This is a genomic window from Romboutsia sp. 1001216sp1 (assembly GCF_039841805.1).
Taxonomy (GTDB): Bacteria; Bacillota; Clostridia; order Peptostreptococcales; family Peptostreptococcaceae; genus Romboutsia_C; species Romboutsia_C hominis.
The window spans coordinates 1-22333 of record NZ_JBDPHA010000014.1; the positions used below are offsets into that span (position 1 = coordinate 1).

The following is a 22333-nucleotide window of genomic DNA, read 5'->3' on the forward strand; positions in this document are numbered from 1 at the left end:
CATGTTATCTCGTATTAGCATACCTTTCGGTATGTTATCCGTGTGTACAGGGCAGGTTACCCACGCGTTACTCACCCGTCCGCCGCTCTTTACCGAAGTAAATCGCTCGACTTGCATGTGTTAGGCACGCCGCCAGCGTTCATCCTGAGCCAGGATCAAACTCTCAAATAAAAGTTGTTACCTGCTCAGACTATCATTATCTGAATATCTGGCTTGGTTTGTTTTCGATTCTTTTAAGAATCAGTTATATAAATTAACCTACTGTTTAATTTTCAAAGTTCTTATTTTGCCCTTTTCTTAAGGACATATATAAATATATCATCTTATAATTAAATCGTCAATACTTTTTTTATATTTTTTTTATTTTAATAAAAAACTAGGTTATATCTAATAAATTATTTATTAGATATAACCTAGTTTTTACTTTTTTTCAATTTTTATTCTCATTATCACTAAAGTATTTTTGGATACCTACGTATATTGACCAAGCTATTTTTTCTTGATATTTTTCATCAGCTAATAAGTTAGCTTCTTTTTCATTAGATAAAAATCCACATTCTATTAAAACTGATGGTATTGCATTTTCTTTTAATAAATATAAGTCATCTTTAGGTTTAATTTCTCTGTTATTAGTTTTATCAACTACTCTCTTTAATTCTTCTTGTATATATTTAGATAGCTTTTTAGAGTCATCTTTTCCACCTGGATAAAATGTCTGGGCCCCATAATATTTAGAAGCACCTTTTCCACTTAATGCATTCATATGTATAGATACAAACATATCTGCATCAGATTCGTTTATTACCTTTTTTCGATTCTTTAAATTTTCATTATATTTTTGTCTAATTGTCTTGCCTTTAGCTTCTTCATACAAGCTAACATCTTCTTCTCTAGTTAATATAACAAGACCCCCACTAGATTCTAATAATTCTCTTAATTTAAGTGTAATAGATAAATTCACATCTTTTTCAGTTATACTTTTATCTTCATTCAAGGCTCCTGGATCTATCCCACCATGACCAGCATCTAGTATTATGGTTTTTTTGGTTACTGGCATATACTCCATAGACTCTTGCGATACACTTTGAATTTCAAACGAAAATACCACTACTAGTATTATAGATATAACACAAAATATTATATGTTTTATGTACTTTCTCACAATATCACCCTGTACATTTATATTAAAAAAGACTTTGGAATATTCCAAAGTCTTTGTACAAACATATAAAATAGGATATTATCTCTTTGAGAATTGTGGAGCTCTTCTTGCTGCCTTTAATCCGTATTTCTTTCTTTCCTTCATTCTAGCATCTCTAGTTAAGAATCCTTCTTTCTTTAAAGCTCCTCTTAACTCTTCATCAGCTTTTAATAAAGCTCTAGATATACCATGTCTTATAGCTCCAGCTTGTCCAGTGAATCCTCCACCTTCAACCTTTACTATAACATCGTATTTGTTTTCGTTGTTAGTTAACACTAATGGTTGCTTAACATCTCTTATTAATGTTTCATAGTTGAAGTATTCTCCAACTGGTCTTCCATTTATTACTATGTTTCCTTCACCTGCAACTAATCTAACTCTAGCAACAGAGTGCTTTCTTCTTCCTGTTCCGTAGTATTGAACGTTAGCCATGATAACTCCTCCTTTCACCCGTTAATTATTATTTAAAGTTTAAAACTTCTGGATTTTGAGCTGCATGATCATGGTTTGGTCCTGCGAATACTCTTAATCTAGTCATCATTCTGCTTCTTAATTTGTTCTTACATAACATACCACTTACTGCATGTGATACAACTTCTTCAGGCTTCTTAGCCATCATTTCTCTGTAAGTTATTTCCTTTAACCCACCTACGTATCCTGTGTGGTATCTGTACATTTTTTGATCTAATTTCTTTCCTGTTAAAACTACCTTCTCTGCGTTTACAACAACAACGAAGTCTCCTCCGTCAACGTGTGGAGTGAAAGTAACCTTGTGCTTTCCTCTTAATACTGTCGCTATTTCAGTTGCTAAACGACCTAATGTTTTTCCTTCAGCATCAACGATGTACCATTTTCTTTGTACATCAGCTGGCTTAGCTATATAACTTTTCATGTTTGTCCCTCCTTAACTTATTTTCCTATAAAAATTTTACCGTTTATGTCAAGTCCGGGGCAAGTGGACTTATTAACACACTCTAACTTATTTTAATATATGCCCCCTGGTGTGTCAAGCTAATAATCAACTTTTTTGAGAAATAATCCATGTGCTGGAGCGGTATGTCCACATTCTCCTCTATTTTTTGATTTTATTACTTCTTCAAGGTTTTTAGTTATACGACCTCTACCTATATCAACTAACGTTCCTGCTATTATTCTTACCATGTTATATAAAAATCCATTACCTTCTACTTCCATAACAATTAATCCATCTTCTTTAGTTAGTGTTATATCGTATATCGTTCTTATAGTGTCTTTAACTGAAGATCCAGAACTCATGAACCCTTTAAAATCATATTCACCAATTAGACTCTTAGCTTCTTTACACATTTTTTCGAAATCGAGATCATATTTTACATGATATGATATGTCCTTATATATAGGATTTCTATATGGACTATTGTGTATTAAATATCTATATCTCTTTTTCTTTGAACTATATCTTGAGTGAAAATCTTCATCTACCTCTATACAGTCTATTATAGATATATCTTTTGGTAACTTAGCATTTAATGCATTTGGCATTTTACTTGCAGGTATATTAGAGCTTGTTTTAAAATTGGCTACCTGACCCAAAGCATGAACTCCTGCATCAGTTCTGCCGGATCCGGTTATTTTAACTTCTTCCCTAGTTATGTCATAAATGGCTTTTTCTATTGTACCTTGTATACCTAAAGAATCAGGTTGCTTTTGCCATCCACAATAGTTTTGACCATTATACTGTATCGTAAGTTTTAAATTTCTCATAGTCTTCCTCTTTACATAAATCTAGTAGCTATAATTATAACCAAATATACAATCTGTATACCATTAGCTACATAATCTGCTTTTGTCATTATAGCTTGTTTCATTTTTGTCCTATTGTATCCACCTCTATAACATCTAGCTTCCATTGCAGCAGCAAGTTCTTCAGCTCTTCTAAATGCACTTACAAATAAAGGTACTAGTAATGGCACTAAGTTTTTAGCTCTATTTATAAGATTTTTACTTTCAAAATCTGCCCCTCTTGACATTTGAGCTTTCATTATTTTATCAGTTTCATCTAATAGAGTAGGTATAAATCTTAAAGCTATTGTCATCATCATAGCTAATTCATGCACAGGAAATCCAACCTTGTTTAATGGATTTAAAAGCCTCTCTATGCCGTCTGTTAGGTCCATAGGTGTAGTTGTTAAGGTAAGTAAAGAAGTCCCTACAACTAAGAATATAAGCCTTATAGCCATAAATATAGCTTGTTCTAAACCTTGACTTGTGATTCTCAAGAAACCAAATGACCAAATTACATCTCCTGGTAAGAAAAATACATTAATTACAAATGTAAATATTATAATCCATCTTAATGGTTTTAATCCTTTTAATATATATTTACCTGGTAACTTTGATGATTTTATAATAGCTACTAGAGCTAATAAAACAATAGCATATGGCCAAAATTTATTTATTATAAATAGAGATATCATAAAAACAAAAGTGGCTATAAGCTTAACTCTAGCATCTAGCTTGTGAATTACCGAATTTACAGGATAATACTGTCCTATAGTTATATCTTTTAACATTTCTTTTTACCTCTCATAACTCTTAATATTTCTTCCTTAGCTTCTTGTATAGTTATGATATCTTCTTTTATGTCAAATCCATTTGCCCTTAGCTTTATTGCTAACTCCAATACTTGAGGTATATCAAGACCTATTTCCTTAAGTCTTGAAGAGTTAGATTTAAACACTTCTTTAGGAGTTCCCATAAATTCTACTTTCCCTTTATTCATAACTATCAAAGTCTTTGCTAACCTAGCCATATCATCCATACTATGAGAAGATAATATTATTGTCATATTATTTTCTTTATGCAGTGTTTTTATTAAATTAAATATTTCATCCCTTCCACCTGGATCTAATCCAGCTGCAGGTTCATCTAAAATAAGTACTTCTGGTTTCATAGCGATAACTCCAGCTATTGCTACTCTTCTTTTTTGACCTCCTGATAATTCGAATGGAGATTTATCTTTAAACAGTTCATAATCAAGCCCAACAGCTTCCATTGATGTTTTTACCCTACGATCAACTTCTTCAGGGTCTAAGCCTAAATTATTAGGCCCAAAAGCTATATCTTTCTCTATTGTTTCTTCAAATAATTGGTATTCAGGGTATTGAAACACTACTCCTACCCTTTTTCTAACTTCTGTTAGGTTTAAGTTTGGATCTGTTATGTTAAATCCATTTATATTTATTTCTCCAGAATGAGGCTTTAATATCCCATTTAAATGCTGTATTAATGTTGATTTACCAGAACCAGTATGTCCTATTAACCCTACAAAATCTCTATCTTTAATTTCAAAGCTAACATTGTCTAACGCCTTGCTCGCAAAAGGCATACCTTCATTATATATATGAGTTAAACCTTTTATCTCTATCGACATAATTCCATCACCATCTCATCTACAGTTAATATATCTTTTTTTATATCTATACCTTCTTTATATAACATACTAGATAATTCCGTCATATAAGGAACATCTAATCCTATACCTTTTAATGCATCTATTTTACTAAATACTTCTCTTGGAGTTCCTTCTAATATTTTTTTACCTTTTTCCATAACTATAACTCTATCAGCTTCTACTGCTTCTTCCATAAAGTGAGTTATATGTAATACGGTAATATTTTCTTCTTTATTTAACTTTTTTATAGTTTTCATTACTTCTTTTCTTCCAGATGGGTCTAACATAGCCGTTGCTTCATCAAATATTATACATTTTGGCTTCATAGCTATTATTCCTGCTATAGCTACTCTTTGTTTTTGACCTCCTGATAATAGGTGTGGTTGTCTATCTCTTAACTCATACATACCGACACTCTTTAACGACTCTTCAACTCTATGTTTTATTTCTATAGGGTCTATCCCTAGGTTTTCTGGTCCAAAAGCAACATCTTCCTCTACTATTGTAGCAACAATTTGGTTATCTGGATTTTGAAATACCATACCTGCTGTTTGCCTTATATCCCATAATTTATCTTCTTCTTTTGTGTTCATTCCATCTATAAGTATATCTCCTTCAGTGGGAACCAGTATAGCATTTAAGTTCTTAGATAATGTAGACTTTCCAGAACCATTGTGACCAATTATAGCAACAAATTCACCTTCTTTTACATCTAGTGTTAATCTGTCTATTGCTTTAAAAGTGCTATCTTCTGTAATATACTCATAAGATATATTATTCACTTTTACTATATTGTTCATTTATTTACTCCTTTTCATAAGTAATTAAAGCAACTTCGTCATATATAAATAACTAATACCTTATTAGTGTTAATAAACTCTATTTTTTGAACAAAAACCATTTTGACTAGTATTATATCATAGTTCATCGCAAAAAACACAAGTACGTTTATCTTAAAATCTACTTATATCTGCCGCTAGCATACATTTTTCTTAATTTTATAATTATATGTTCAATTATATTTTATGAACTATAAATATATCTAAACAAGGATCATATTTCAAATTATACATCATAGATTTTATCTACTATTCCCCCGTAATTTTTATCCTTTGTAAGTTTGTTTTTTGCACCTAACTTTATCTGAATATAAAAATATAGCCTTTATAAACTATAGAATCTATCATAGTTTATAAAGGCTATAAAACAAACCTACAGTGGATTAAAGATATTATTTTTGTACAAATTTATATTTAAAAAAGGATTAAGCTATAAGCTTAATCCTTCACAAGAATTATACTAATTCTATAAATGCCATTTCAGCAGCGTCCCCTCTTCTTGGACCCTTCTTTATTATTCTTGTGTATCCACCGTTTCTCTCAGCATATTTTGGAGCTATTTCAGTGAATAAGTTGTTTACTACAGTTTCATCTATAACATAAGCTAAAACTTGTCTTCTAGCATGAAGATCTCCTCTTTTAGCAAGAGTTATCATCTTTTCTGCCATTCTTCTAGTTTCCTTAGCTCTAGTAACAGTAGTTTCTATTCTTCCATTTCTTAGTAAATCAGTTACTAAGTTTCTTAACATAAGGTTTCTGTGAGCTGTCTCACGTCCTAATTTACGGTAAGTAGCCATGATATCCCTCCTTCACTAACTATTCTTCGCTTGGTTTTAGACCTAATCCAAGTTCTTCTAACTTTTGGATTACTTCTTCTAAAGATTTTTTCCCTAGATTTCTAACCTTCATCATATCGTCCTCAGACTTATTAGCTAATTCTTCAACTGTGTTTATTCCCGCTCTCTTTAAACAGTTGTAAGATCTAACTGATAAATCTAATTCTTCTATAGTCATTTCAAGAACTTTTTCTTTTTGGTCTTCTTCTTTTTCTACCATTATCTCAACATTGCTTACATGCTCTGTTAAGTCTATGAATAGATTTAAATGTTCAACTAAAACTTTAGCTGCAAGAGATATTCCCTCTTGAGGGTTTATGCTTCCATTAGTCCAAACTTCTAGTGTTAATTTGTCATAGTCTGACTTTTGACCTACTCTTGTATTTTCAACATGGTAGCTCACTTTTTCAATAGGAGTATAGATTGAATCTACAGGTAAAACTCCTATAGGCATATGCTCTGTCTTGTTTTCTTCAGCAGAAACATAACCTCTACCTTTATCTATCATTATTTCCATATTTAACTTAGCATTGTCATCTAATGTTGCTATTTTTAAATCTTTGCTTAATACTTCAACATCAGAAGGACATATTATATCAGCACCAGTTATAGTACATGGACCCTCAGCCTCTATTTTAAGAGTTCTGCTTCCTTCACCATCTATAGTAGCTGAAAGTTCTTTTAATGCTAATATTATTTCAGTAACATCTTCTTTAACACCAGCAACAGTTGAGAATTCATGAAGAACTCCATCTATTTTTATAGCATTAACTGCTACACCTGGTAAAGATGATAATAATATTCTTCTTAAAGCATTACCTACAGTTATGCCATAGCCTCTTTCAAGAGGCTCTATGACAAACTTTCCATATCTATAATCTTCGCTAAGCTCTATTATATCTACTTTTGGTTTTTCTATTTCTATCATGGACAAAACCCTCCTTTAAATTTATTAATCCACTGAGGGTAAACAAAATCTCAAAAATAAATTTTAAAATATATTTATTACTTAGAGTAAAGCTCTATTATTAAGTGCTCTGCTATTTCAAGATCTATATCTTCTCTTGATGGGTTAGCAACAACTTTAGCGCTCATTTCGTCTAAGTTAGTTTCTAACCACTTAGGAGCTATTCTTGTATTGTTTTCTACTAAAGCTTTGAATTTAGCAGATGATTTTGATCTTTCTTTAACTGTTATAACGTCACCTGGCTTAACTGTTATAGAAGCTATATCAGCCTTGTGTCCGTTTAATAAGAAGTGACCGTGTCCTACTAATTGTCTAGCTTCTTTTCTAGATGAAGCTAATCCCATTCTGTAAACAACATTGTCTAATCTTCTTTCTAATAAGCTTAATAAGTTTTCCCCTGTTATACCAGCCATTTTTTCAGCACGCTCGTATAGGTTTCTGAATTGAGTTTCTAAAACTCCGTATATTCTCTTAACTTTTTGCTTTTCTCTTAATTGTAATCCATAGTTAGAAACTTTCTTTCTTCCTTGTCCATGTTGTCCTGGAGCATAGTTTCTCTTAACTATAGCACATTTATCAGTATAACATCTGTCACCTTTAAGGAATAATTTCATTCCTTCTCTACGACATTGTCTGCATGATGCACCTGTGTATCTTGCCATGTCTTTACACCTCCTAATTTACTTGTTTATATAATTACACTCTTCTTCTCTTTGGTGGTCTACATCCATTGTGAGGGATTGGAGTAACGTCCTTTATCATAGTTACTTCTAATCCAGTAGCTTGTAATGCTCTTATAGCAGCTTCTCTTCCTGAACCTGGCCCCTTTACGAATACTTCAACAGTTTTTAAACCGTGTTCCATTGCAGCTTTAGCAGCAGTTTCAGCAGCCATTTGAGATGCGAAAGGAGTCGCTTTTCTTGATCCTTTGAATCCTAATTGTCCTGAAGATGCAGCTGATATAGCGTTCCCATGAACATCAGTTAAAGTTATTATTGTATTGTTGAAAGTAGATTGTATATGAGCTTGCCCACGTTCTATATTTTTACGCTCTTTTCTTCTTACACGTGTAACTTTCTTTTGCTTAGCCATTGTTTTCCCTCCTATCTAGTTTTTATTTATTACTTCTTCTTCTTACGAGATACAGTTTTTCTAGGACCTTTTCTAGTTCTAGCGTTAGTCTTAGTTCTTTGTCCTCTTAGTGGAAGACCTTTAGCATGTCTCATACCTCTGTAACATTTTATATCTCTTAATCTCTTTATATTTAAAGCGATTTCTCTTCTTAAGTCACCTTCAACTAAGAAATCATTATCTATTATCTTTCTTAATTCGTTAACTTGCTCTTCTGATAAGTCTTTTATTCTTACGTTAGGATCTATGTCAGCTTTAGCTAATATTTCGTTAGCAGTTGCCTTACCTATACCGTATATATAAGTTAAGCCTATTTCCGCTCTTTTTTCTCTAGGTAAATCTACCCCAGCTATTCTTGCCATTAGTTCGCACCTCCTACACTTAATTTTTTCGATTCTAAACTTGTGTTAATTCATGTTAAATCCGAAACAGATTTCAACGATTTTAAAGTTTAATTGCTAATATCACAATTAAATATTATACTACAAAATTTTACAAATTACTAGTATAATTTATTATCCTTGCTTTTGCTTGTGCTTTGGATTTTCACAGATAACCATTACTTTACCTTTTCTTTTTATAACCTTGCACTTTTCGCATATTGGTTTTACTGATGGTCTTACTTTCATTGTTAATCCCTCCTTAGACTAATATTAAAATAGTCTACTTCTTACGCCAAGTGATTCTTCCTCTTGTAAGGTCATATGGAGAAAGCTCAACATTCACCTTATCACCTTCAAGGATTCTTATGAAGTTCATTCTTAGCTTTCCAGATAAGTGACATAATACTTCATGTCCATTTTCTAATTTTACTTTAAACATAGCATTAGGTAAGTTTTCTGTAACTGTACCTTCTAGTTCTATAACATCTTTTTTGGCCATTAACTAACCAAACCTCCATTTCAATAAGTTAAATCCTTTGATCTAACTTAGTAAGTTGAGCTCTTAAAAAAGCATCTGTATTATTCTGCTTAGATATAATCATTTGTTTTGCTTCTTCGCTAATAAAGTCATATATCTTTAAGTGCTTAACTTTTTTTAGCTTAGGCTTACCAAGTTTTCTTGTCTTACCATCAGATATTAAAACATATTCATGGTCAACTACTTCTACTATAAAAAATAGTCTTCCTTGTTCTCTACCTGATAAAGCTTTTACAACTTGACCTATACTTAGCTTATTTAATAGCATTTATTCACCTACTTTATGATTAAAGTGCTGATAATATCAGCGGCTCATCTTCAGTGATTGCTATTGTATGCTCATAATGAGCTGATTTTTTGCCATCTATTGTGACAATTGTCCAGTCATCTGCTAATGTTTTAACGTGATATTTACCAGCGTTAACCATTGGCTCTACAGCTAAGACCATTCCTTCTAAAAGTCTTGGACCTTTACCTGCTGGACCATAGTTAGGTATTTGAGGATCTTCATGAAGTTCAGTTCCAACTCCATGACCAACTAAATCTCTAACTACTGAAAAACCATGTTTTTCAACGTGTGCTTGTACTGCGTGTGAGATATCAGATAATCTATATCCTAGTTTAGCAAATTTTAAACCTTCATAGAAGCTTTCTTTTGTTACTTCTATTAATTTCCTATCTTCTTCAGATATTATTCCTACCCCATGAGTTTTCGCAGAGTCTGAATGATATCCTTTATAATAGGCACCTACATCTAAACTTATAATGTCGCCTTCTTTTAAAATTCTGTTAGCATTTGGTATACCATGAACTACCTCTTCATTTATAGAAGCACATATAGATCCTGGGAAACCTCCATAACCTTTAAAAGATGGAATTGCATTATATTTTCTTATATTCTCTTCAGCTATTTTATCTAACTCTAGTGTAGATATTCCCGGAATAACAGCTGATTTCAATATCTCATGAGTTTCAGCGACAATTTTGCCCGCCTCTCTCATAAGTTCTATTTCTTTTTTAGATTTTAATGTAATCATTATTTTTCACTTCCTAAAGCGTTTACTATATCTTCAAATACCTTATCTATAGATTGTTGCCCATCTATGTTAGCTATTATACCTTGTTTGCTATAATAGTCAACTAATGGTCTAGTTTCATCTAAGTAAACTTGTATTCTCTTTGATACAGTTTCTTCTGTGTCATCTGCTCTTTGGTATAATTCACCTTGGCATACATCACATACTCCTTCAACTTTAGGAGGATTAAACTTAACATGATACGTAGCACCGCAAGATTTACATATTCTTCTTCCTACAGCTCTACCAACTAATATTTCCTTATCAACTTCGATATTAACTACCTTGTCTAAAGCTATATTAGTTTTATTTAAGAACGTATCTAAATGTTGAGCTTGAGCAACATTTCTTGGGAATCCATCTAACATAAATCCATTCTTACAGTCATCTTGAGATACTCTGTCTGTAACTAAACCTACAGTTAACTCATCTGGAACTAATAATCCTTGATCTATATATTCTTTAGCTTTCTTTCCAAGCTCTGTTCCTTCTTTTATGTTCTTTCTGAATATATCACCTGTTGATATATGAGGTATATTGTATTTTTCAACAATACCTGCTGCCTGAGTACCTTTACCAGCACCAGGAGGTCCAAGTAATATTATTCTCATACTATCATCTCCAATTTATTTTAAGAAACCTTGGTATGTTCTCATAACCAGATTTGATTCTAACTGTCTCTTAAGTTCTAATGCAACACCAACAACTATTAGTAAAGATGTACCTACTAGTGTTATTTGAAGTTTCATAAAGAACATTATTATAGCAGATACCATAACGATACAAGCTAAGAATAAAGCTCCAGCTAGAGTAAGTCTTGATAATATTCTATTTAAATAATCTATTGTAGGTTGTCCTGGTCTAATACCTGGTATAAACCCACCGTTATTTTTCATATTATTTGCTATATCTTCTGTATTAAATGATACAGTAGTATAGAAATAAGAGAAGAATACTATCAGCAGAACTTCAAGCGCTCTATAAATCCAAACTCCTGGAGATTGTACTGGATTTAAATATGTTTGCACAAAAGCTTGAGCATCTGCACCCATAAACATGGCTAAAGTTTGAGGGAATGCTAAAAGTGAACTAGCGAAAATTACTGGTATAACTCCCGATTGATTAACTTTCATAGGTATATGAGAACTTTGTCCTCCATACATCTTTCTTCCAACAACTCTTTTTGCATATTGTACTGGGATTTTTCTTGTGGCTTCTTGTATATATGTGACTGCAGTTATTGTTAAAAGTATTACTACTGCTAACAGAGCTACTGCCCATATAGCTATTTTGCCACTTTTTACTAAGTTTACAGTTGATATAACATCTACTGGTATTCTTGAGATAATACCTATAAATATTATAATAGAACTTCCATTACCTAATCCTTTTTCAGTAATTTTGTCCCCTATCCACATTAGAAGCATACTTGCTGATACTAATGTCAATATAACTGTTATAATAAAGAATGCATTATCACTTTTTAAAGCTCCTCTTACAATACCTAGCGTTATCGCTATAGCTTGAACAAAAGCTAATGCTAATGCAATGTACTTAGTATATTTATTAATCTTTTTCTTTCCTTCTTCACCAGACTTTTGAAGTTCTTCCAAACTTTCAAAACCTACAGTTAGAAGTTGTATTATGATAGATGCTGTGATATATGGTCCTACACCTAATGCAAATAGTGTAAAGTTACTAAATGCACCTCCAGTGAACAGATTATATAGGGAAAGAAGACCATTTGAGTCAACCATTCCCTTTATAATACTTGTATCAACTCCAGGAACAGGTATAGCTGCACCTATCCTAAATACTACAATCATCATCAAAGTATATAATATTTTTCTTCTTACATCTTTAAGCTTCCAAGCTTGTTTTAAGTTTGACAGCACGATATCACCCCGCCTATTCGGCTAAGAGCAGCAGATTAGATTAAACTAATTCTGCCTTTCCTCCAGCTTTTTCTATTTTTTCTTGAGCTGAAGCAGTAAACTTAGCAGCCTTAACTGTTAACGCCTTTTCTAAGTTTCCTTCACCTAAGATCTTTATGCCGTCTTTTTCTATTTTGCTTATAACTCTAGCAGCCTTTAAAACTTCAGCAGTTATTTCAGTTCCGTTTTCGAATCTGTTTAAAGCAGCTACATTAACTTCTGTATAAACTTTCTTGAATATGTTGTTGAATCCTCTCTTAGGAAGTCTTCTAGCAAGTGGCATTTGTCCACCTTCGAATCCAACTCTAACTCCACCACCTGAACGAGACCATTGTCCTTTTTGTCCACGTCCTGCAGTCTTACCTTGTCCAGTAGCAGTACCTCTACCTAATCTTTTCTTAGCTCTTACTGCACCTTCAGCAGGTTTTAACTCATGTAACTTCATGGATTGCACCTCCTTATTCGTCTTATCTATTTATTACTCAGCTATTTCAGTTACTTCTACTAAGTGACTAACCTTAGCTATCATCCCTCTTATTTGGGCATTATCTTCTTTAACAACTACTTGTTCTCTTTTTCTTAATCCTAACGCTTCTACGTTTTTCTTTTGGTTAGGAGTAGTTCCTATTATACTTCTAACTAATTTTATTTGTAATTTAGCCATTTCTTACTACCTCCTTACCCTAGAAGGTCCTCAACTTTTTTACCTCTTAATTTAGCTATATCTTCAGCTCTCTTAAGAGATTTAAGTCCTTCTATTGTAGCATTTACCATGTTTCTTGGGTTGTTAGTTCCTAAAGATTTAGCTCTAACATCTGTTAAACCAGCTAACTCAAGTACGGCTCTAGCAGGTCCCCCAGCTATAACTCCTGTACCTTGCTTAGCAGGCATTACTAATATTTTACCAGCACCGAAGTGTCCGTGAACTTCGTGAGGTATAGTTGTACCAACTATAGGTACATTTATAAGATTCTTCTTAGCATCTTCTACTGCTTTCTTTATAGCATCTGGTACTTCCATCGCTTTACCAGTACCTATACCAACGTGTCCGTTTTCATCTCCAACTACTACTAACGCTGCAAATCTGAAGTTTCTACCACCTTTTACAACTTTAGTAACACGTCTAACTTCAACAACTTTTTCTTTTAAGTCAAGTTGTCTGGCATCTATAATCTTACGACGCATGTGCATTTCCCTCCTTTGTTTCTCTTATTAGAACTTAAGTCCAGCTTCTCTAGCAGCTTCTGCTAATACTTGAACTCTTCCGTGATATAAGTATCCACCTCTGTCGAATACAACTTCAGTGATTCCTTTTTCTACAGCTTTCTTAGCCACTAATTCTCCGACCATTTTAGCTGCTTCTTTATTTCCTGTATGACTAACAGCTCCTTTAACGTCTGCGTCTAATGAAGATGCAGATACTAAAGTAACTCTGTTTGTATCATCTATTATTTGAGCGTATATGTTATTAGAACTTCTGAATACACATAATCTTGGTCTTTGAGTAGTTCCAGTTATTTTTCTACGAACTCTCTTATGTCTTTGAAGTCTGTTTGCATTTTTATCAGCTTTCTTTATCACCAGGCTCACTCCTTTCTAGCGTTTAAGTTTGGTATTTATTACTTCTTACCAGTTTTACCTTCTTTACGTCTTACTACTTCACCAGCGTATCTTATACCTTTACCTTTGTATGGCTCTGGCTTTCTCCAGTCTCTTATCTTAGCAGCGTAGTTTCCTACTAATTGCTTATCTATACCTTTAACTGTTAACTCAGTTTGGTTTGGAACTTCAACTGTTATTCCTTCTGGATCTTCCATTTCTACCGGATGAGAGAATCCTAAACTCATAACTAATTTCTTTCCTTGCTTTTGAGCTCTGTATCCAACACCTACTAATTCTAATTTCTTTTCGAAACCGTTAGTAACACCTACTACCATGTTATCTATTAAAGTTCTAGTTAACCCGTGTAGTGCTCTGTGTTGCTTGTTGTTAGTTGGTCTTTCAACAGTTATAGTATTTTCCTCTTGCTTTATAGTTAAAGCAGCATCAAATTGCTTGCTTAATGTACCTTTTGGTCCTTTTACAGTAACTAAGTTTCCTTCAGCTATAGTAACTTCAACACCTGCTGGTACAGTTATTGGTTTAACACCTATTCTTGACATAATCGCACCTCCTTACATCTTTCGTCTATATTACCAAACGTAGCAGATTACTTCTCCACCAACATTTTCTTTTCTAGCTTGCTTATCAGTTAATATTCCTTTAGAAGTAGATATTACTGATATTCCTAAACCGTTTAATACTCTTGGTATTTCGTGCTTAGAAGCGTAAACTCTCATACCAGGCTTAGATATTCTCTTTAATCCTGATATAACTCTTTCTCCTGTTTGTCCGTACTTTAATTGTATTCTTATTATTCCTTGCTTTCCATCTTCTATTACATCGTATCCTCTAACGAATCCTTCTTCTAATAGTATTCTAGCTAATTCTTTCTTTATATTAGAAGCTGGAACATCAACAGTCTCATGTTTAACTACGTTAGCATTTCTTATACGAGTAAGCATATCTGCTATTGGATCTGTCATTGTCATATTGAAACCCTCCTTCCATTTATATCAAAGTTTTACCAACTTGCTTTTCTAACACCAGGTATTTGACCCTTGTAAGCTAATTCTCTAAAGCATATACGGCATATTCCGAACTTTCTAAGTACTGAATGTGGTCTACCGCATATAGTACATCTAGTGTATTCTCTAGTAGCGTACTTTTGTTTTCTTTGTTGTTTTACAACCATCGCTTTTCTAGCCACTGGAATCCCTCCTTCTTTTCTTAGCTTAGAAAATTGCCTTTTCTAAGCTTACTTAGAAAATGGCATTCCTAATAATTTTAATAATTCACGTGCTTCTTCGTCAGTTTTCGCAGTAGTAACAAATATTATATCCATTCCTCTTACTTTGTCTACCTTATCGTATTCTATTTCAGGGAATATTAATTGTTCTTTAACACCTAAAGCGTAGTTACCTCTACCATCGAATGCGTTAGCGTTAACTCCTCTGAAGTCTCTAACTCTTGGTAAAGATACAGATACTAACTTGTCCATGAAGTAGTACATTTTGTCAGCTCTTAATGTAACTTTTGCACCTATTGGCATACCTTCTCTTAATTTGAAGTTCGCAACAGATTTTCTTGCTCTAGTTATAACTGGCTTTTGACCAGATATCATTTCCATTTCTTCTACTGCTTTTTCTAATCCTTTTGGATTTTCTCTAGCATCTCCTATACCCATGTTGATAACTATTTTCTCTAACTTAGGTATTTCCATAACATTCTTATATCCGAATTTCTCCATTAAAGCAGGAGCAACTTCTTTCATGTATTTTTCTTGTAATCTAGAAGCCATTTAAGGTCCCTCCTTTCAAGCTAAATTATATTTCTTTTCCGCTCTTTACTGATACTCTTACTTTTTTTCCATCCTTCATTTCAAATCTAACTCTTGTACCTTTTCCTGTTTCAGGATCTACTGGCATTACGTTAGATATGTGTATTGAAGCTTCTTTGTTTACTATTCCACCTTGTGGGTTTATAGCAGTTGGTTTTTGGTGCTTAGTTATTACGTTTACACCTTCAACTAATACTCTGTTAGCCTTAGGGAATACTTTAGTAACTGTACCTTTTTTACCCTTATCTTTACCTGCTATAACTACAACAGTGTCACCTTTTTTAACACGCATCATGTCCTATTGCACCTCCTTATTATAGTACTTCTGGAGCAAGAGAAACTATTTTCATAAAGTCATTATCTCTTAACTCTCTAGCAACAGGCCCGAATATACGAGTTCCTACTGGAGTTTTATCGTCTTTTATTATAACTGCAGCATTTTCGTCGAAAGATATATAACTTCCGTCTTTACGTCTCACGCCTTGCTTAGTTCTTACTATAACAGCTTTAACAACTTTACCTTTTTTTACAACTCCACCAGGTGTTGCACTTTTAACAGTAGCAACTATTACGTCGCCTATGTTACCATATCTTCTTTTACTTCCGCCTAGTACACGTATGCATAGTATTTCTTTAGCACCAGAGTTATCCGCAACTCTTAAACGTGTTTCTTGTTGTATCATATCGTAATCCCTCCTTTACCAATAAACTACTTAACTTTTTCAACAACTTCAACTAATCTGAATCTCTTATCCTTTGATAAAGGTCTAGTTTCCATTATTTTAACTTTATCTCCGATTCTACAAACATTTTGTTCATCGTGAGCTTTGAATTTTTTAGTTCTCTTAACTGGCTTGTTGTATAATGGGTGACGTACGAAGTCTTCAACAGCAACAACTATTGTTTTGTCCATTTTGTCACTTACAACACGGCCTATTCTAACTTTTCTTCTTCCTCTTTCCATGGTTAAAAAGCCTCCTTTCCAAATTAAGCTCTAGTTTCGTTTAACTTTCTTTCAGCAAGTATAGTTTTAACTCTAGCTATATCTTTCTTAACGAATTTTATTCTTGCTGTGTTTTCTAATTGACCAGTAGCTAATTGGAATCTTAAGCTAAATAATTCACTTTTGAAGTCATTTAATCTATTCATTAGCTCTTCGCTTGTTAAATCTCTTAATTCTTTAGCTTTCATCCTATTCACCACCTTTTACTTCTAAATCTTCACGCTTTACAAACTTACATTTTACAGGAAGTTTGTGCATAGCAAGTCTCATTGCTTCTCTAGCTTTTTCTTCAGAAACACCTGCTAATTCGAACATAACTCTTCCTGGCTTAACAACTGCTACCCAGTATTCTGGTGAACCTTTACCGGCACCCATACGAGTTTCAGCAGGTTTTCTTGTTACTGGTTTATGTGGGAATATTTTTATCCAAACTTTTCCCCCTCTTTTTATAGATCTAGTCATAGCGATTCTGGCAGCTTCTATTTGGTTAGAAGTTATCCAAGAAGCTTCTAAAGCAACTAGTCCGAACTCACCGTAAGTAACTTTGTTACCCTTGTGAGCTTTTCCAGCCATACTTCCTCTATGAACTCTACGACGCTTTACTCTTTTTGGCATTAACATGAGTATTTCCTCCTTCCTCGAACCTTTTTAATATTAGTTATCTTTCTTTTCAGTTCTTTGAGGTCTTGATCCTTGAGGTCTTTGTCCTTGAGGTCTTTGTCCTCTGTTGTTTCCTCTATCATTCCCTCTTCTATCGTTTCTTCTGTTATCTCTTCTATCGTTTCTCTTGTTGTTTCTTCTGTTGTCTCTTCTATCTTCTCTTGGGTTTACACCGTTTCTAGTTGGAAGAACTTCTCCGTTACATATCCAAACTTTTATACCAGTTTTCCCGTAAGTAGTGTTAGCTTCAGCGAAACCGTAATCTATATCAGCTCTTAATGTTTGAAGAGGTACATTTCCTTCACTGTATCCTTCAGTTCTAGCCATTTCAGCTCCACCTAATCTTCCTGAAGCAGAAACTTTTATACCTTTAACTCCAGACTTCATAGCTCTTTGTATAGCTTGTTTCATAGCTCTTCTGAAAGCAACCCTTCTCTCTATAGCTAATGCTATATTTTCTGCCACTAATTGAGCATCTTTATCTGGGTTTCTAACTTCAACTATGTTAACTATAACAGTCTTCTTAGTCATTTTTTCTAATTCAGCTTTTAAAGCTTCTATACCAGCACCAGCTTTTCCTATAACTACACCTGGCTTAGCAACGTGTAAGTCTATCTTAACCTTGTTTGCTGATCTTTCTATTTCTATCTTCGCAACTCCTGAAGAATATAATCTATTCTTTAAGAATTTACGTATATTATGGTCTTCTAATAATAAATTTCCGAACTCTTTTTTATCTGCGAACCATCTTGAGTCCCAATCTTTTATAACACCGACTCTTAGTCCGTGTGGATTAACCTTTTGACCCATTACTTTCCCTCCTATCTATTTATTATTTTCTTTCCTTAAGAACAACCTCTATGTGAGAAGTTCTTTTTCTTATCATTGTTGCACGTCCCATAGCTCTAGGCATGAATCTCTTCATTGTTGGTCCTTGGTTTGCAACTATTGATGCAACGTATAAATTTTCAACGTTCATCTCATGGTTATTTTCAGCGTTTGCCTTAGCAGACTTAACAACCTTAGCTATTATATCAGCTGCTCCTCTTGGAGTGAACTTTAATATTGCTAACGCTTCGTCTACATTTTTTCCTCTAACAAGGCTGCAGATTTGTCCTGCTTTTCTTGGTGATACACGTACATATTTAGCAGTAGCTTTTGCTTCCATTTGCTATTCCTCCTTCCTTAGCGAAAAATTAATTATTTTCTCTTATTAGATTTTTCGTCGTCCTTGTGTCCTTTGAAAGTTCTTGTAGGAACGAATTCTCCTAACTTGTGTCCAACCATGTCTTCTGTTATAAATACAGGTACATGTCTTCTTCCATCATGAACAGCTATAGTATGTTCTACCATTTGAGGGAATATAGTTGAACTTCTTGACCAAGTTTTTATAACTTCTTTATTTCCACTAGCGTTCATAGCCTCTATTTTCTTTAAAAGTCTCGCATGTACGAAAGGTCCTTTTTTAGTTGATCTTGACATTTAAACTCCTCCTTTCCGAGCAAAAGTAAATCTATTACTTAGTTCTTCTTGATACTATTAACTTATCAGAAGCTTTGTTTTTCTTTCTAGTTTTGTATCCAAGAGCTGGTTTACCCCATGGAGTAACTGGTGAAGGTCTACCTATTGAAGTTCTACCTTCCCCACCACCGTGTGGATGGTCACAAGGGTTCATTACAGAACCTCTAACTGTAGGTCTTATACCCATATGTCTCTTTCTACCTGCTTTACCTATAACAACGTTACCGTGTTCTATGTTACCAACTTGTCCTATAGTAGCTTTACACTCTATAGAAACGAATCTCATTTCTCCTGATGGTAATCTTAATAAAGCTTTCTTTCCTTCTTTAGCCATTAATTGAGCAGAAACTCCAGCAGATCTTACTAATTGAGCTCCTTTTCCTGGCTTTAATTCTATATTGTGTATTACAGTACCTACTGGCATGTCCTTTAATGCTAATGCATTTCCTGGCTTTATGTCAGCTGTTGGTCCTGATAATAATGTATCTCCAACATTTATTCCAACAGGTGCTAATATATATCTCTTTTCACCATCTGCATAGTGTAATAAAGCTATGTTAGCTGTTCTGTTTGGATCGTATTCAACAGTAGCAACCTTTGCAGGTACTCCGTCTTTATTTCTTTTGAAATCTATTATTCTATATTTTCTTCTGTTTCCTCCACCTCTGTGACGAACAGTTATTTTACCGTGAGCATTTCTACCAGAGTTCTTCTTTAATGAAACTAAAAGAGATTTTTCTGGTTCATTGCAAGTTATCTCATCAGAAACTAAAACTGTCATTTGTCTTAAGGCAGGAGAAGTTGGTTTAAACTTTTTTATAGCCATCTGTTTTCCCTCCTTCGTTTACTAGGGTTAAATTACATACCTTGGAAGAATTCTATTTCTTTGCTATCAGCAGCTAATTTAACTACTGCTTTCTTGAAGCTTGCAGTTCTTCCTTCGTATCTACCCATTCTCTTAACTTTTCCATCGTAGTTTAATGTGTTAACTTTTTCAACATTAACTCCGAATATAGCTTCTACAGCTTTCTTTATTTCAGTTTTGTTTGCACTCTTAGCAACAACAAAAGTGTATTTCTTTCCAACCATCTCAGTCATACTTTGTTCAGTAACAACTGGCTTTATTATTATATCATGTGGATTAGTCATTATGCGTACACCTCCTCCACTTTTTTAACAGCGTCTGTAGTTATTATGAATGAATCATACTTTAATATATCGTAAACATTTATAGTGTTAACTGTAGCAGTTGCAACACCTTCTATGTTTCTAGCTGATCTTATTACGTTTTCGTTGTTTTCAGCAGTTACTACTAAAGCTTTCTTAGCAGCGTTTATGTTCTTTAATATAGCAGCGAATTCTTTAGTCTTAGGAGCTTCCATTGTTAAAGCATCTAATACTATCATTTCACCATTTTGAACTTTTGAAGATAAAGCAGATTTCATAGCTAATCTTCTAACTTTCTTAGGTAAAGTATATCTGTAATCTCTTGGCTTAGGTGCAAAAGCAACTCCTCCGCCAACCCATTGTACAGCTCTTATAGAACCTTGTCTAGCTCTACCTGTTCCTTTTTGTTTCCAAGGTTTTCTTCCGCCACCTCTAACTTCTGCTCTAGTTTTAGCAGATTGAGTACCTTGTCTCTTGTTTGCTAATTGATTTTTAACAACTTCATATAAAACGTGTTCGTTAACTTCTACGTTGAATATAGCATCAGCTAATTCTATTTCCCCAACGTTTTGTCCAGTTATATTTAATACATTTAATTTTGGCATTGTGCTTCCTCCTTTCTTAGGTTAGTTATTATTTAGAAGCTTTAACAGCTTCCTTTATAGTTACTACTGAACCTTTAGCTCCTGGTATAGCACCCTTAACTAATATAAGGTTCTTATCAGCATCTACTTTAACAACTTCTAAGTTTTGTATAGTAACTTTAACGCTACCCATGTGTCCAGCTAATTTTTTGTTTTTGAAAACTCTACCTGGGAAAGAACATGCTCCCATTGAACCTGGTCTTCTGTGGTATCTAGAACCGTGAGATTCAGGGCCTCTAGATTGTCCATGTCTCTTTATAGGACCTTGGAATCCCTTACCTTTACTTGTTCCAGTTACATCTATTTTTTCACCTGCAGCGAATAAATCAGCCTTTATTTCTTGTCCAACTGAGTATTCTTCTGTAGATTCTACTCTGAATTCTTTTAAGTGTTTCTTTAATACATTAGCAGCAGCTAAATGACCTTTTTGAGGCTTGTTTAAAGATTTTTCTTTAGCATCTTCAAAACCAACTTGAACTGCGTTGTATCCATCTTTTTCAGTTGTTTTAACTTGAGTTACAACTACTGGTCCTGCCTCAACCACTGTTACTGGTACTACTATACCTTCTTCAGTGAATATTTGAGTCATTCCAACTTTTTTTCCTAATATTCCTTTCATATTAGCACCTCCTATAATCTTACAGCGGATTATACTATTGTATAATCATTCTAAGATAGTTACCTTATAGGATAAGTATCTTAGGTTGCTATTATAACTTTATTTCTATATCAACACCAGCTGGTAAGTCTAATCTCATTAATGAGTCAACTGTCTTAGGTGTTGGGTTAGCTATGTCTATTAATCTCTTGTGAGTTCTTATTTCGAATTGCTCTCTAGAGTCTTTGTACTTATGAACAGCTCTTAATATAGTTACTACTTGCTTTTCTGTTGGTAGTGGCACAGGTCCTGAAACTTGTGATCCAGCTTTCTTAGCAGTTTCAACTATTTTAGCAGCTGAAAAATCTAATAATTTGTGATCATATGACTTTAATCTTATTCTTATTTGTTCATTTTTAGCCATTGTATTTTCCCTCCTTTATCGCACGTTATCTTTTAGTTACGCACGACTTATGCCGATACACACTTCCGGGTGTGTTGTGTTTTTTCACTCGACAGTCGGTCGCCCTTAACTAAGATTTAGTTTATATTTTCGTATCTCTCAAGCACACTATTATATTTTAAATCATTTTTTACTATTTTTCAAGTTTTTTTTATAATTTTACAAAGTTTATTTTTTTATGTAAAACTTAGGAACAAACTCGATTTGTGTCCTTTTCCAAGGCACTCATTTAGTATATAAAATTTTGTCTCCATTGTCAAATAAATATAACTAACATTTTATCACTTTATTTCATTTTTATTACTTATATCAAAAAGAGGGAGCAAGCTCCCCCTTTATATATAGATTAATCACTTAAGAAAAGATTACTCTATTATAGAAGCAACAACACCTGATGCTACTGTTCTTCCACCTTCTCTTATTGCGAATCTTAATCCTTCTTCTATTGCTATTGAGTTTATTAACTCTATAGTCATTTGTATGTTATCTCCAGGCATAAC

The 22333-nt window shown here is 33.5% G+C and carries 39 protein-coding genes, 1 rRNA gene and 1 pseudogene; all 41 read right to left on the minus strand.

The features are described from left to right. Nucleotides 1-171: ribosomal RNA gene (locus tag ABHC41_RS12010) — 16S ribosomal RNA — on the minus strand; the annotation flags it as partial. Nucleotides 172-430: 259 nt separating this feature from the next. Then, a complete protein-coding gene (gene cwlD, locus ABHC41_RS12015; RefSeq protein ID WP_240276230.1) occupies nucleotides 431-1162 on the minus strand; it encodes an N-acetylmuramoyl-L-alanine amidase CwlD in 732 nt (243 codons plus the stop codon). A 78-nt stretch (nucleotides 1163-1240) separates the two neighbouring features. Beyond that, nucleotides 1241-1633 (minus strand): 30S ribosomal protein S9, encoded by a 393-nt coding sequence (rpsI, locus tag ABHC41_RS12020; RefSeq protein ID WP_092921856.1) that lies wholly within the window; start codon nucleotides 1631-1633, stop codon nucleotides 1241-1243. 28 nt (nucleotides 1634-1661) lie between these two features. Then, nucleotides 1662-2093, minus strand: a complete 432-nt coding sequence (rplM, locus tag ABHC41_RS12025) for a 50S ribosomal protein L13 (protein WP_092921854.1) — start codon at nucleotides 2091-2093, stop codon at nucleotides 1662-1664. A gap of 119 nt (nucleotides 2094-2212) precedes the next feature. Then, a complete protein-coding gene (gene truA, locus ABHC41_RS12030; RefSeq protein ID WP_166506195.1) occupies nucleotides 2213-2944 on the minus strand; it encodes a tRNA pseudouridine(38-40) synthase TruA in 732 nt (243 codons plus the stop codon). A gap of 11 nt (nucleotides 2945-2955) precedes the next feature. After that, on the minus strand, nucleotides 2956-3753 hold the full coding sequence (locus ABHC41_RS12035; RefSeq protein WP_195238527.1) for an energy-coupling factor transporter transmembrane component T: 798 nt from the start codon (nucleotides 3751-3753) through the stop codon (nucleotides 2956-2958). After that, a complete protein-coding gene (locus ABHC41_RS12040; protein ID WP_195238528.1) occupies nucleotides 3747-4613 on the minus strand; it encodes an energy-coupling factor transporter ATPase in 867 nt (288 codons plus the stop codon). Before ABHC41_RS12040 ends, ABHC41_RS12035 begins: the two co-directional genes overlap by 7 nt. Next, on the minus strand, nucleotides 4604-5434 hold the full coding sequence (locus ABHC41_RS12045; protein ID WP_195238530.1) for an energy-coupling factor transporter ATPase: 831 nt from the start codon (nucleotides 5432-5434) through the stop codon (nucleotides 4604-4606). Before ABHC41_RS12045 ends, ABHC41_RS12040 begins: the two co-directional genes overlap by 10 nt. A gap of 494 nt (nucleotides 5435-5928) precedes the next feature. Next, nucleotides 5929-6270, minus strand: coding sequence for a 50S ribosomal protein L17 (gene rplQ / locus ABHC41_RS12050; RefSeq protein WP_092921844.1), 342 nt, complete (start codon nucleotides 6268-6270; stop codon nucleotides 5929-5931). Nucleotides 6271-6289: 19 nt separating this feature from the next. After that, entirely contained in the window at nucleotides 6290-7237 is a 948-nt protein-coding gene (locus ABHC41_RS12055; RefSeq protein ID WP_092921842.1) for a DNA-directed RNA polymerase subunit alpha, read from the minus strand. A 77-nt stretch (nucleotides 7238-7314) separates the two neighbouring features. Then, a complete protein-coding gene (rpsD, locus tag ABHC41_RS12060) occupies nucleotides 7315-7938 on the minus strand; it encodes a 30S ribosomal protein S4 (RefSeq protein ID WP_166506192.1) in 624 nt (207 codons plus the stop codon). Nucleotides 7939-7972: 34 nt separating this feature from the next. Continuing rightward, entirely contained in the window at nucleotides 7973-8368 is a 396-nt protein-coding gene (gene rpsK, locus ABHC41_RS12065; RefSeq protein ID WP_092921838.1) for a 30S ribosomal protein S11, read from the minus strand. A 29-nt stretch (nucleotides 8369-8397) separates the two neighbouring features. Then, nucleotides 8398-8769: a 30S ribosomal protein S13 gene (rpsM, locus tag ABHC41_RS12070; protein WP_092921836.1), complete on the minus strand. Its 372-nt coding sequence runs from the start codon at nucleotides 8767-8769 to the stop codon at nucleotides 8398-8400. Between the two features lie 153 nt (nucleotides 8770-8922). After that, entirely contained in the window at nucleotides 8923-9036 is a 114-nt protein-coding gene (rpmJ, locus tag ABHC41_RS12075) for a 50S ribosomal protein L36 (protein ID WP_002509257.1), read from the minus strand. Nucleotides 9037-9070: 34 nt separating this feature from the next. Beyond that, nucleotides 9071-9289 carry a translation initiation factor IF-1 gene (gene infA, locus ABHC41_RS12080; RefSeq protein ID WP_092727842.1) on the minus strand — a complete coding sequence of 73 codons (219 nt, stop codon included), beginning with the start codon at nucleotides 9287-9289 and terminating at the stop codon, nucleotides 9071-9073. Between the two features lie 28 nt (nucleotides 9290-9317). After that, complete coding sequence (locus ABHC41_RS12085; RefSeq protein WP_092921834.1) at nucleotides 9318-9596, minus strand: KOW domain-containing RNA-binding protein; 279 nt, start codon at nucleotides 9594-9596, stop codon at nucleotides 9318-9320. A 19-nt stretch (nucleotides 9597-9615) separates the two neighbouring features. Then, nucleotides 9616-10365, minus strand: coding sequence for a type I methionyl aminopeptidase (gene map, locus ABHC41_RS12090; protein WP_092921832.1), 750 nt, complete (start codon nucleotides 10363-10365; stop codon nucleotides 9616-9618). Then, nucleotides 10365-11015 (minus strand): adenylate kinase, encoded by a 651-nt coding sequence (locus ABHC41_RS12095; protein ID WP_166506191.1) that lies wholly within the window; start codon nucleotides 11013-11015, stop codon nucleotides 10365-10367. Before ABHC41_RS12095 ends, map begins: the two co-directional genes overlap by 1 nt. A gap of 15 nt (nucleotides 11016-11030) precedes the next feature. After that, the gene (secY, locus tag ABHC41_RS12100; RefSeq protein ID WP_092921828.1) at nucleotides 11031-12299 is read right to left on the minus strand and encodes a preprotein translocase subunit SecY; all 1269 of its coding nucleotides are present in this window, start codon (nucleotides 12297-12299) and stop codon (nucleotides 11031-11033) included. A 40-nt stretch (nucleotides 12300-12339) separates the two neighbouring features. Beyond that, nucleotides 12340-12783 (minus strand): 50S ribosomal protein L15, encoded by a 444-nt coding sequence (gene rplO, locus ABHC41_RS12105; protein WP_092921826.1) that lies wholly within the window; start codon nucleotides 12781-12783, stop codon nucleotides 12340-12342. A 33-nt stretch (nucleotides 12784-12816) separates the two neighbouring features. Further along, nucleotides 12817-13002: a 50S ribosomal protein L30 gene (rpmD, locus tag ABHC41_RS12110; protein WP_092921824.1), complete on the minus strand. Its 186-nt coding sequence runs from the start codon at nucleotides 13000-13002 to the stop codon at nucleotides 12817-12819. A 14-nt stretch (nucleotides 13003-13016) separates the two neighbouring features. Then, nucleotides 13017-13523, minus strand: a complete 507-nt coding sequence (gene rpsE, locus ABHC41_RS12115; protein ID WP_092921822.1) for a 30S ribosomal protein S5 — start codon at nucleotides 13521-13523, stop codon at nucleotides 13017-13019. Between the two features lie 27 nt (nucleotides 13524-13550). Next, nucleotides 13551-13919 (minus strand): 50S ribosomal protein L18, encoded by a 369-nt coding sequence (gene rplR / locus ABHC41_RS12120; protein ID WP_092921820.1) that lies wholly within the window; start codon nucleotides 13917-13919, stop codon nucleotides 13551-13553. 38 nt (nucleotides 13920-13957) lie between these two features. Continuing rightward, nucleotides 13958-14500, minus strand: a complete 543-nt coding sequence (gene rplF, locus ABHC41_RS12125; protein ID WP_092921818.1) for a 50S ribosomal protein L6 — start codon at nucleotides 14498-14500, stop codon at nucleotides 13958-13960. A gap of 30 nt (nucleotides 14501-14530) precedes the next feature. After that, nucleotides 14531-14929, minus strand: coding sequence for a 30S ribosomal protein S8 (rpsH, locus tag ABHC41_RS12130; protein WP_092921816.1), 399 nt, complete (start codon nucleotides 14927-14929; stop codon nucleotides 14531-14533). Nucleotides 14930-14961: 32 nt separating this feature from the next. Continuing rightward, nucleotides 14962-15147: a type Z 30S ribosomal protein S14 gene (locus tag ABHC41_RS12135; RefSeq protein ID WP_071119031.1), complete on the minus strand. Its 186-nt coding sequence runs from the start codon at nucleotides 15145-15147 to the stop codon at nucleotides 14962-14964. Between the two features lie 48 nt (nucleotides 15148-15195). Continuing rightward, the gene (rplE, locus tag ABHC41_RS12140) at nucleotides 15196-15738 is read right to left on the minus strand and encodes a 50S ribosomal protein L5 (protein ID WP_092921814.1); all 543 of its coding nucleotides are present in this window, start codon (nucleotides 15736-15738) and stop codon (nucleotides 15196-15198) included. 25 nt (nucleotides 15739-15763) lie between these two features. Continuing rightward, nucleotides 15764-16069, minus strand: a complete 306-nt coding sequence (gene rplX, locus ABHC41_RS12145; RefSeq protein WP_092921868.1) for a 50S ribosomal protein L24 — start codon at nucleotides 16067-16069, stop codon at nucleotides 15764-15766. A gap of 22 nt (nucleotides 16070-16091) precedes the next feature. Next, complete coding sequence (gene rplN / locus ABHC41_RS12150; RefSeq protein WP_092921812.1) at nucleotides 16092-16460, minus strand: 50S ribosomal protein L14; 369 nt, start codon at nucleotides 16458-16460, stop codon at nucleotides 16092-16094. Between the two features lie 26 nt (nucleotides 16461-16486). Further along, a complete protein-coding gene (gene rpsQ / locus ABHC41_RS12155; RefSeq protein ID WP_092921810.1) occupies nucleotides 16487-16741 on the minus strand; it encodes a 30S ribosomal protein S17 in 255 nt (84 codons plus the stop codon). Nucleotides 16742-16764: 23 nt separating this feature from the next. Beyond that, nucleotides 16765-16968, minus strand: a complete 204-nt coding sequence (gene rpmC, locus ABHC41_RS12160) for a 50S ribosomal protein L29 (RefSeq protein WP_092921808.1) — start codon at nucleotides 16966-16968, stop codon at nucleotides 16765-16767. Nucleotide 16969: 1 nt separating this feature from the next. After that, a complete protein-coding gene (gene rplP, locus ABHC41_RS12165; protein WP_092921806.1) occupies nucleotides 16970-17401 on the minus strand; it encodes a 50S ribosomal protein L16 in 432 nt (143 codons plus the stop codon). Nucleotides 17402-17434: 33 nt separating this feature from the next. Then, on the minus strand, nucleotides 17435-18250 hold the full coding sequence (gene rpsC, locus ABHC41_RS12170; RefSeq protein ID WP_092921804.1) for a 30S ribosomal protein S3: 816 nt from the start codon (nucleotides 18248-18250) through the stop codon (nucleotides 17435-17437). 22 nt (nucleotides 18251-18272) lie between these two features. Further along, the gene (rplV, locus tag ABHC41_RS12175) at nucleotides 18273-18608 is read right to left on the minus strand and encodes a 50S ribosomal protein L22 (RefSeq protein WP_092921802.1); all 336 of its coding nucleotides are present in this window, start codon (nucleotides 18606-18608) and stop codon (nucleotides 18273-18275) included. A 32-nt stretch (nucleotides 18609-18640) separates the two neighbouring features. Then, on the minus strand, nucleotides 18641-18922 hold the full coding sequence (gene rpsS, locus ABHC41_RS12180; RefSeq protein ID WP_092921800.1) for a 30S ribosomal protein S19: 282 nt from the start codon (nucleotides 18920-18922) through the stop codon (nucleotides 18641-18643). A 34-nt stretch (nucleotides 18923-18956) separates the two neighbouring features. Next, nucleotides 18957-19787, minus strand: a complete 831-nt coding sequence (rplB, locus tag ABHC41_RS12185) for a 50S ribosomal protein L2 (RefSeq protein ID WP_092921798.1) — start codon at nucleotides 19785-19787, stop codon at nucleotides 18957-18959. 32 nt (nucleotides 19788-19819) lie between these two features. Then, nucleotides 19820-20110, minus strand: a complete 291-nt coding sequence (gene rplW, locus ABHC41_RS12190; protein ID WP_092921796.1) for a 50S ribosomal protein L23 — start codon at nucleotides 20108-20110, stop codon at nucleotides 19820-19822. Next, the gene (gene rplD, locus ABHC41_RS12195) at nucleotides 20110-20733 is read right to left on the minus strand and encodes a 50S ribosomal protein L4 (protein WP_092921794.1); all 624 of its coding nucleotides are present in this window, start codon (nucleotides 20731-20733) and stop codon (nucleotides 20110-20112) included. Before rplD ends, rplW begins: the two co-directional genes overlap by 1 nt. 28 nt (nucleotides 20734-20761) lie before the next feature. Then, nucleotides 20762-21391, minus strand: coding sequence for a 50S ribosomal protein L3 (gene rplC, locus ABHC41_RS12200; protein WP_166506190.1), 630 nt, complete (start codon nucleotides 21389-21391; stop codon nucleotides 20762-20764). 91 nt (nucleotides 21392-21482) lie between these two features. Continuing rightward, nucleotides 21483-21794 carry a 30S ribosomal protein S10 gene (gene rpsJ, locus ABHC41_RS12205; protein ID WP_092921790.1) on the minus strand — a complete coding sequence of 104 codons (312 nt, stop codon included), beginning with the start codon at nucleotides 21792-21794 and terminating at the stop codon, nucleotides 21483-21485. A gap of 404 nt (nucleotides 21795-22198) precedes the next feature. After that, a pseudogene (gene tuf, locus ABHC41_RS12210) lies at nucleotides 22199-22333 on the minus strand (elongation factor Tu); the annotation flags it as partial.

Coding starts and splice junctions, on each gene's coding strand:
- rpsI (WP_092921856.1), bottom strand. CDS start 1,633: ATGGCTAACGTTCAATACTACGGAACAGGAAGAAGAAAGCACTCTGTT.
- rplM (WP_092921854.1), bottom strand. CDS start 2,093: ATGAAAAGTTATATAGCTAAGCCAGCTGATGTACAAAGAAAATGGTAC.
- truA (WP_166506195.1), bottom strand. CDS start 2,944: ATGAGAAATTTAAAACTTACGATACAGTATAATGGTCAAAACTATTGT.
- ABHC41_RS12035 (WP_195238527.1), bottom strand. CDS start 3,753: ATGTTAAAAGATATAACTATAGGACAGTATTATCCTGTAAATTCGGTA.
- ABHC41_RS12040 (WP_195238528.1), bottom strand. CDS start 4,613: ATGTCGATAGAGATAAAAGGTTTAACTCATATATATAATGAAGGTATG.
- ABHC41_RS12045 (WP_195238530.1), bottom strand. CDS start 5,434: ATGAACAATATAGTAAAAGTGAATAATATATCTTATGAGTATATTACA.
- rplQ (WP_092921844.1), bottom strand. CDS start 6,270: ATGGCTACTTACCGTAAATTAGGACGTGAGACAGCTCACAGAAACCTT.
- ABHC41_RS12055 (WP_092921842.1), bottom strand. CDS start 7,237: ATGATAGAAATAGAAAAACCAAAAGTAGATATAATAGAGCTTAGCGAA.
- rpsD (WP_166506192.1), bottom strand. CDS start 7,938: ATGGCAAGATACACAGGTGCATCATGCAGACAATGTCGTAGAGAAGGA.
- rpsK (WP_092921838.1), bottom strand. CDS start 8,368: ATGGCTAAGCAAAAGAAAGTTACACGTGTAAGAAGAAAAGAGCGTAAA.
- rpsM (WP_092921836.1), bottom strand. CDS start 8,769: ATGGCAAGAATAGCTGGGGTAGATTTACCTAGAGAAAAAAGAGCGGAA.
- rpmJ (WP_002509257.1), bottom strand. CDS start 9,036: ATGAAAGTAAGACCATCAGTAAAACCAATATGCGAAAAGTGCAAGGTT.
- infA (WP_092727842.1), bottom strand. CDS start 9,289: ATGGCCAAAAAAGATGTTATAGAACTAGAAGGTACAGTTACAGAAAAC.
- ABHC41_RS12085 (WP_092921834.1), bottom strand. CDS start 9,596: ATGCTATTAAATAAGCTAAGTATAGGTCAAGTTGTAAAAGCTTTATCA.
- map (WP_092921832.1), bottom strand. CDS start 10,365: ATGATTACATTAAAATCTAAAAAAGAAATAGAACTTATGAGAGAGGCG.
- ABHC41_RS12095 (WP_166506191.1), bottom strand. CDS start 11,015: ATGAGAATAATATTACTTGGACCTCCTGGTGCTGGTAAAGGTACTCAG.
- rplO (WP_092921826.1), bottom strand. CDS start 12,783: ATGAAGTTACATGAGTTAAAACCTGCTGAAGGTGCAGTAAGAGCTAAG.
- rpmD (WP_092921824.1), bottom strand. CDS start 13,002: ATGGCTAAATTACAAATAAAATTAGTTAGAAGTATAATAGGAACTACT.
- rpsE (WP_092921822.1), bottom strand. CDS start 13,523: ATGCGTCGTAAGATTATAGATGCCAGACAACTTGACTTAAAAGAAAAA.
- rplF (WP_092921818.1), bottom strand. CDS start 14,500: ATGTCAAGAATAGGTGTTAAACCAATAACTGTACCAGCAGGTGTTGAA.
- rpsH (WP_092921816.1), bottom strand. CDS start 14,929: ATGACAATGACAGATCCAATAGCAGATATGCTTACTCGTATAAGAAAT.
- rplE (WP_092921814.1), bottom strand. CDS start 15,738: ATGGCTTCTAGATTACAAGAAAAATACATGAAAGAAGTTGCTCCTGCT.
- rplX (WP_092921868.1), bottom strand. CDS start 16,069: ATGCGTGTTAAAAAAGGTGACACTGTTGTAGTTATAGCAGGTAAAGAT.
- rplN (WP_092921812.1), bottom strand. CDS start 16,460: ATGATACAACAAGAAACACGTTTAAGAGTTGCGGATAACTCTGGTGCT.
- rpsQ (WP_092921810.1), bottom strand. CDS start 16,741: ATGGAAAGAGGAAGAAGAAAAGTTAGAATAGGCCGTGTTGTAAGTGAC.
- rpmC (WP_092921808.1), bottom strand. CDS start 16,968: ATGAAAGCTAAAGAATTAAGAGATTTAACAAGCGAAGAGCTAATGAAT.
- rplP (WP_092921806.1), bottom strand. CDS start 17,401: ATGTTAATGCCAAAAAGAGTAAAGCGTCGTAGAGTTCATAGAGGAAGT.
- rpsC (WP_092921804.1), bottom strand. CDS start 18,250: ATGGGTCAAAAGGTTAATCCACACGGACTAAGAGTCGGTGTTATAAAA.
- rplV (WP_092921802.1), bottom strand. CDS start 18,608: ATGGAAGCAAAAGCTACTGCTAAATATGTACGTGTATCACCAAGAAAA.
- rpsS (WP_092921800.1), bottom strand. CDS start 18,922: ATGTCAAGATCAACTAAAAAAGGACCTTTCGTACATGCGAGACTTTTA.
- rplB (WP_092921798.1), bottom strand. CDS start 19,787: ATGGCTATAAAAAAGTTTAAACCAACTTCTCCTGCCTTAAGACAAATG.
- rplW (WP_092921796.1), bottom strand. CDS start 20,110: ATGACTAATCCACATGATATAATAATAAAGCCAGTTGTTACTGAACAA.
- rplD (WP_092921794.1), bottom strand. CDS start 20,733: ATGCCAAAATTAAATGTATTAAATATAACTGGACAAAACGTTGGGGAA.
- rplC (WP_166506190.1), bottom strand. CDS start 21,391: ATGAAAGGAATATTAGGAAAAAAAGTTGGAATGACTCAAATATTCACT.
- rpsJ (WP_092921790.1), bottom strand. CDS start 21,794: ATGGCTAAAAATGAACAAATAAGAATAAGATTAAAGTCATATGATCAC.